The 6,046-nt window shown below is 61.9% G+C and carries 9 protein-coding genes and 1 tRNA gene; 5 read left to right on the top strand and 5 right to left on the bottom strand.

The genetic code is table 11. From position 1 onward, the window contains the following. On the top strand, window positions 1-237 hold a 237-nt coding region (locus RMN95_RS03665), incomplete at its 5' end, for a hypothetical protein (RefSeq protein ID WP_309615605.1). A 43-nt stretch (window positions 238-280) separates the two neighbouring features. Here the strand turns inward: RMN95_RS03665 and RMN95_RS03670 are convergent. Further along, the gene (locus RMN95_RS03670; RefSeq protein WP_309615606.1) at window positions 281-478 is read right to left on the bottom strand and encodes a three-helix bundle dimerization domain-containing protein; all 198 of its coding nucleotides are present in this window, start codon (window positions 476-478) and stop codon (window positions 281-283) included. Window positions 479-574: 96 nt separating this feature from the next. Between RMN95_RS03670 and RMN95_RS03675 the strand changes: the two genes are divergently transcribed. Then, window positions 575-835 carry a tyrosine-type recombinase/integrase gene (locus tag RMN95_RS03675; protein WP_309615607.1) on the top strand — a complete coding sequence of 87 codons (261 nt, stop codon included), beginning with the start codon at window positions 575-577 and terminating at the stop codon, window positions 833-835. 648 nt (window positions 836-1,483) lie between these two features. Then, window positions 1,484-1,696 (top strand): GIY-YIG nuclease family protein, encoded by a 213-nt coding sequence (locus tag RMN95_RS17105; RefSeq protein ID WP_397545240.1) that lies wholly within the window; start codon window positions 1,484-1,486, stop codon window positions 1,694-1,696. A gap of 28 nt (window positions 1,697-1,724) precedes the next feature. On the opposite strand, the gene RMN95_RS03680 is transcribed toward RMN95_RS17105, so the two are convergent. Beyond that, window positions 1,725-1,988: a hypothetical protein gene (locus RMN95_RS03680; RefSeq protein WP_309615608.1), complete on the bottom strand. Its 264-nt coding sequence runs from the start codon at window positions 1,986-1,988 to the stop codon at window positions 1,725-1,727. Window positions 1,989-2,584: 596 nt separating this feature from the next. Here RMN95_RS03680 and RMN95_RS03685 point away from each other — a divergent pair. After that, window positions 2,585-3,664, top strand: a complete 1,080-nt coding sequence (locus RMN95_RS03685) for a site-specific integrase (RefSeq protein ID WP_309615609.1) — start codon at window positions 2,585-2,587, stop codon at window positions 3,662-3,664. A gap of 118 nt (window positions 3,665-3,782) precedes the next feature. Here RMN95_RS03685 and RMN95_RS03690 read toward each other — a convergent pair whose 3' ends face one another. The 3 genes from RMN95_RS03690 to RMN95_RS03700 form a co-directional block, all read right to left on the bottom strand. Next, window positions 3,783-4,943 (bottom strand): hypothetical protein, encoded by a 1,161-nt coding sequence (locus tag RMN95_RS03690; protein WP_309615610.1) that lies wholly within the window; start codon window positions 4,941-4,943, stop codon window positions 3,783-3,785. Further along, window positions 4,943-5,491, bottom strand: a complete 549-nt coding sequence (locus RMN95_RS03695; protein WP_309615611.1) for a DUF4365 domain-containing protein — start codon at window positions 5,489-5,491, stop codon at window positions 4,943-4,945. Before RMN95_RS03695 ends, RMN95_RS03690 begins: the two co-directional genes overlap by 1 nt. 148 nt (window positions 5,492-5,639) lie before the next feature. After that, window positions 5,640-5,713, bottom strand: a tRNA-Ile gene (locus RMN95_RS03700). A 106-nt stretch (window positions 5,714-5,819) separates the two neighbouring features. Between RMN95_RS03700 and RMN95_RS03705 the strand changes: the two genes are divergently transcribed. After that, window positions 5,820-6,046 (top strand): hypothetical protein (locus RMN95_RS03705; protein WP_309615612.1); only part of this gene is annotated, 227 nt, incomplete at its 3' end.

Below are 6,046 nucleotides of genomic sequence, written 5' to 3' on the forward strand. Positions count from 1 at the left end.
ATGAACGACAGTCTCACTACGGTGTGGTTCGAGGGCGGCGTGCCCTATGGTCTCATCTGGGAGGGCCGGCACTACCGCGTCACTGACACGCCCACCCACCTCGACGAGCCGCCTCTGCGAGAGACCGATCACAGTCAGGGCTGGCGCTTTCAGGGCACCGACGACGATGAGCTGTCACGCATGTTCGACGTCGTCCGCAACGGGACGAATTGGCAGGTCGTCAGGGTGTACACCTGATATCCAAACGCACCGTGTGACCCGGTCGGTTCCGGATGCGCCCTCAGCCGCGCTTCAATCGCTTCTTCGCGGCGCGCTCCGCCAGGACCGCCACGTAATCATGCACAGGTTTGTCGGCGAGTATCGCGACCTCCTCGCGCACGATCTGCTCAAGATCGTCAACGCTCGCCTTCGGAAACTTCTCCTGAAGCCGACCAACAACCTTTCGGGCGACCTCGTCAGCGTCAAATTCTGTCGTCATACACGCCAGTGTGACACGGGGAGGTTGACGGGGCGTGGTCGGGCCGCACAGCATCACTGAATTAGGGCGAATGGGACTTGAACCCATGACCGACGGATGCGACTGCTGCACGCGCTCCACCACAAATCGGGCGATCTCGACTCGCTTTTTTGGCCCGGCACGTCGCGTGGGCTGCACGGGGTGGAGTGGACCGACGAGAGCTTTTACCGTCCGCGCTTCCGAGCCGCCGCCGAGGCGATCGGTCGCCCGCCCCTGCGGTTCCACGACCTGCGACAGACAGCGGCCAGTCTGTCAGCCGCGTCGGGCATGCCGCTCGAGATGGTCGCCGCCGCCCTCGGGCACCGGCATCACATATAAGGCACACCTGCACTTCTTGCCCGACAAGTGGACACGCTAAATGGCAGGCATAGATGCACTCCTCGCCGCGCCGGACGCACAGGCCACGCCGCTTCGCCGAGCCGGGGACTAACGACTGACCCATACAATTTGGATCGTGGTGATTAGTAAGTATGAGACACTCCTCGCGATCAAGCGCGAGGCTGCCGGACACGGTGGAAAGCCCCTCGGTATTCCTCAGTTCGAGGCGCGGACTGGGATCACGGCTACCGCGTGGCGGGGTCGCTATTGGGCTCGCTGGAGCTAAGCGCTTGCAGAAGCGGGCTTCGAACCAAACGTCTGGAACATCGCTCTCTCCACAGACGACGACTTGAAGTGCGCGTTAGTCGACCTGACGCTAAATCTAGGACACTCGCCGACGCGCGACGAGACTGACCTCCACCATCGATCCGGAGCCGCCATCCCGTTCGCATCGAGTATCAGAAAACGTCTTGGTGCTCGGGACGAGCTGATTGCCCAAGTGGTCGACTTCGCCCTCGCAACTGAGGGATACGACGGTGTGGTTTCCATCCTGCGACCGCACCGCCAACTTCCTCAAGCTCGAACGCTAAAGATCACCCCTGTCGTAACGGGCTATGTGTATTTGACGCACTCTGGCAAGTACTAAAGATCGGCCGATCGAACAGCGTGGGTCGCCGTGCATGCGAGATCGCATTGCAACTACCCGAGCGGCTCGACTTAGTACACGAGATCAAGACGGACGATCCCGAAGGGATTGAGTCCTACCGGCACAAGAGGTTCAGCTCCAAGCGCGCCAACGGGGAGTGGTTCACCTTGAGCACCGACGACGTGAGCGTCTTCAGGCGCCGCTCTTACATGTAGCCAGGTCACCGAGGGCACTGGTTGGCGGTTAGCCCTTTACAGCGGTCGGCGGCTCCACCCACCGCCCGTCTTCTTCTTCGCCGTCATCGGCTTCGTCTCGCGCCTCGGCTTCGTCTCGCGCCTCCGCTCGGGCGATCTCGTAGTCCTCCCACTCGGCAAGACGCTTATGAGCGGCCTCCAACGCGTGGATAAGTTGGTCCTTCTTGGAGTCGTCACGGACTCGTCGGATGTAGGCGGCCATCACTTCGATTGCCTCTGCGGTGAGATAACCGGCTGCATCGCGCAGACGCATCTTGGTAGCGGTCGGATAATGAGATTCGGATTTAACATCGGCTATTGGTCGCGTAGAGTCACGATGCGGCGCATCGCTCGCCGCGCGCTGGCATCTGCGACTAGGCGGGATCTCACATCAAGATCAAGACTGACATTTTCAGTCCAAATCTCCCTCCAATTGCGTCTCCAGCTTGCCCCGCTCACAATGTCACCAATCGTTGGCTTGGCAGCCTGAACTGGACGCTGCAAGCCAGTAAAGCCCTCGAAGAGTTCCCGGGCCGCAACGAGTGAACGCTCGTGCGCGGCTGCGAGCCTCTCACTTTCCAGCCGCTCCTCAGTGGCCTTCGCTTCAGCTTCGAACTGACGCTTCTGAAGGTCACGCCGCACGGTGGCTTGGCGGGATTGACCCCGAAGGGTGAACAATCCACCAGCCAGGCACCAAACAGAGCTGCTGCCGCAGTCCACAACCATGCCCAAACAGTCTCGTCAGCTGTCCATGCCCAGAACCAATCCGATGTCGATCTATTGCAGGTACGTGTGGCAGGCATCCTCCGAGAAGTAATGGCTCCTCGGCACGTTCAAGCCGTGCGCACCGATCGAGAAGGCGGTGCGCTGATGGCGCACGTCGTCACCAGCGAGCGCGCCTCAGGCACGACCTACACGGTGCGCTGGCGCGACGGCTCCCGGTTCCGCCAGCGCACCTTCTCTGTGAAGCGCGAGGCCGAGCGGTTCGCCTCCAAAGTGGAGGATGATATTGCCGTCGGGAACAGCACGGCCCCGTTGATCCGCAACTCCAAACCGTTTCAGCAAGTCGCTGAGGCTTCGCTGACGTCAGCGAGCGGTCGACTGAAGCCGCGAACGTTGGATAGGTATGTGCAGGTCTACCGCCGCCACGTGTTCCCGTATCTTGGGTCGAGGCGCATCGGCTCGATCACCAGCGAGGACGTGGAGCGCTGGATCGCCGAGCTGGCCGTCACTCCGACGGCGCGCAGCGGCATCCCGCTGCACCCGAGCACCGTCAAGCACGCCTTTATCGCGGCCAACAAGGTGTTCCGCTACGCGATCCGGCACCGGCTCATCACGCACAACCCGGCGACCGGGACCGAGCTGCCGCGCGTGCAACACGACGCCACGTTCGCGCCGCAGTTCTTGTCGGGGGCCGAGGTCGAGGCGCTGATGGCGGCGCTGGCCGACTGCACCCCGGACGATGTGTCCGTGATGGTGGCCGCATACTGCGGACTCCGATTGGGCGAGATGCAGGCCCTGAGAGTCGGTGACGTGGACGTGCTGCGGAACTGGATCAAGGTGCAGCGGACGCTCGTGCGGACCAAAGCAGGCTGGCGCGAAGACTCCCCCAAGTCAGCAAACTTCACCCGCGTTGTGCCGATGAATGCCCGCGTCGTGGCAGCGCTCAGCGCTTATCTCGCCGAGCACTCGGAGCGCCACTACCCGAGCGCGCGGCTGTGGCCCGGACGCAACTATGCGGGCGGTGGCGACTGGCGCGGTGGCCTCAACTGGGATAAGCGCATGGACTACGAGAGCTTCTACTGCCGACGCTTCCGCGCCGCTGCCGAGGCGATCGGTCGCCCCGCCCTTCGGTTCCACGACCTACGCCACACAGCGGCCAGCCTGTGGGCCGCGTCTGGCGTGCCGCTGGAGATGGTCGCCGCTGCACTCGGCCACGCCGGAACGTAGGTTACCTACAAGACCTACCTTCACTTCTTCCCCGACCAGTGGTCACGCTACATGGCCGGGATGCACGCGTACCTCGCCGCTCCCGACGCTTAGGTCACGCCGTCGCGTCGAGCCGGGCCTAACCCTCGATGGGGAACTGATTCGCGAAGAGCTGGTCGATGGGAAGGATTGCCGTCGGCTCGGGAATGTAGAGCGTCTTGTCGTTCTTGCGTTCGATTCGTCCGCGAGCCAGCACGGCACGATGGTCGTGCGCCCACACGTAAGCCTGATGCACAATCTCCGATGTCGCGTGAACGGACACGTCCACAATTCGGTTCCTGCGCTCGGTCCGAATGGCGATCTGTCCCGACGGCTCACCCTGCACGTAGTGGATTCGCACGATCTGTCCAGACACGGAGGCGTCTGGCTCTGGCTTGACCTTCGCGAGTTCGAGGGCGACCCTGTTGAGCAACGGAGCAGCTTCATCCGCGATCACAACGCGTTCGGGCACCTCCTTCGGCGTTCCGAGCGCTGGCGACCAAACGAAGGACACGTCAAACGCTGCAACTCCCGCACTGACAACGATCTCTCGAACAGCGGAAACTAGTTCCTTGCTAACTCCACTTTGCACGAGATTCATCACGTCGTCCGGACCGGGTGACGTCTCGGGCTTCACCGCGATGTTGTTCAGGGCGGCAAGAGCACTCGCGAGGGTGTGGGTGACAGATCGTTCGCCCGGCTCGATAGGTACCGCGCCCTCTTCCAGCTCCCCTTCTGCAACCATCGGAGTTACAGGCATCACAATCGGGAGGATGAACGATCCTTGCCGGGTGTGTGCAAGCCGCGCCCGCTTCGCCATCTCATCACCGGGCTTGCTGAAGTTCGCACCGATGAAAGCGCGCGGTTTGCGGGCTGTGGTCGCAGCCGCGCGGACAAGCCGCCGAGCAGAGCCGAGGACTGTGGCGGCTCCTTCGAGGAGAGCGGACTCCTCAAACACATACTGGTCAGCGATGCGATAGTTCTGGGCATCCAAGAACTCGCTCTCCACTGCCTCGGAGATCTTCTCAGTGGACACCTGCAGTTGGCGAGCCAGCCGATCAAGAATCGCTAGGTACTCGAATGAGCCCAACTCGACTTGGAAGGGCACAGCGAGGCTGGGCCCCTCTAAGCGGCCTCCGCCGTCTCGCGTCTCAGCGTTCAAGCGCCATAGTTCACCGGCTTGCCCCGCCTGCCCGGGTGTCCACCCGTGCCTTTTGAGGTAGCTCGCGACGTTGGGGCGCAGGTCTCGTTCTTCGGTCACTAAACACCTCCTCCGTAGATCGCGCGCAGGTCTGATTCCCACGTTGGCAGAGTCGCCGCCGACAGCCGCTGTGCTCTCGGCACTTCAATCTTGTTCGCTGCTGTTACTGCCGCCACGTCGATCCGACACCAGTAGGCGGCTGTCTCGAACATGTGGGTTCCCGCAACGTGGTGATCTAACCAGACGCCGCTGTCACTCGGGACTACGACAACGACGAAGTAGACAGGCACGCGGAGCTTGCCCCATTTTCGCAGCCAGTTTGCCGTGGGGGTGTAGTTCATCGTGAGGCTCGTGCCAGACATCTTGTGACGCTTCGTGGTCTTCACCTGCACGAACACGTCACCATCACCGAAGCCGATTTTGGCATCGACCGCCTGAACGTCCTCCCCGGAGGCCGTTTCGTCAAAGGTGCATCCTGCTTGGCTAGCAAGTGCGCGTAGATAGGTAACGCCGTAGCGAGCTTTGCGCTGGGCCAGATTCAGCAACGGCTCGGCCAGAAAGTCGACGGTCGCAACGCTCGCGGAAGGGGAAGCGGCGGCGTTGGTCACATGTCGATAGTACTGAGGATCGTTCGCTCGTGCGGTGCCCCCAAACATAGGGTTTCGCGGAACAGCTTTGTCGAACTTGGAGTGCTTTTGGATTGCTTTCGGTTTTCGACCTTGCAGCCGGAAGCCCCAACTTCCGCGTAACTCGTTGTAGGGCGGATGGGACTTGAACCCATGACCGACGGATTATGAGTCCGCTGCTCTAACCAGCTGAGCTACCGCCCCGCGCCCGCGTGTGCGAGCGGATTACTACGATACAGGCCCGCGCACCTGCTACCGGCACCCGCGTCGGTACCCCGGTCGGGTCATCCACTGGGGTAAAGTTCACCCCATGCCAATCTCTTGCTGCGTTATGTTCTGGGCGCATCCCGGTATGGAGACAGAGCTGTCTCGCTACCTGGACATCGTCGTCGATCTCGAATCCGAACATGGCGGGCTGGTGCTTCAGCGTGGAGTGACCAATGCGTCGGACGACCAGCCGCTGGAGGTGCACATGCTCCAGTTTCCGTCACTGGATATGTACGACAACTTCATGGGTGATCAGCGGCGAGTCACGAT

Source organism: Salinibacterium sp., assembly GCF_031364185.1.
Taxonomy (GTDB): domain Bacteria; phylum Actinomycetota; class Actinomycetes; order Actinomycetales; family Microbacteriaceae; genus Rhodoglobus.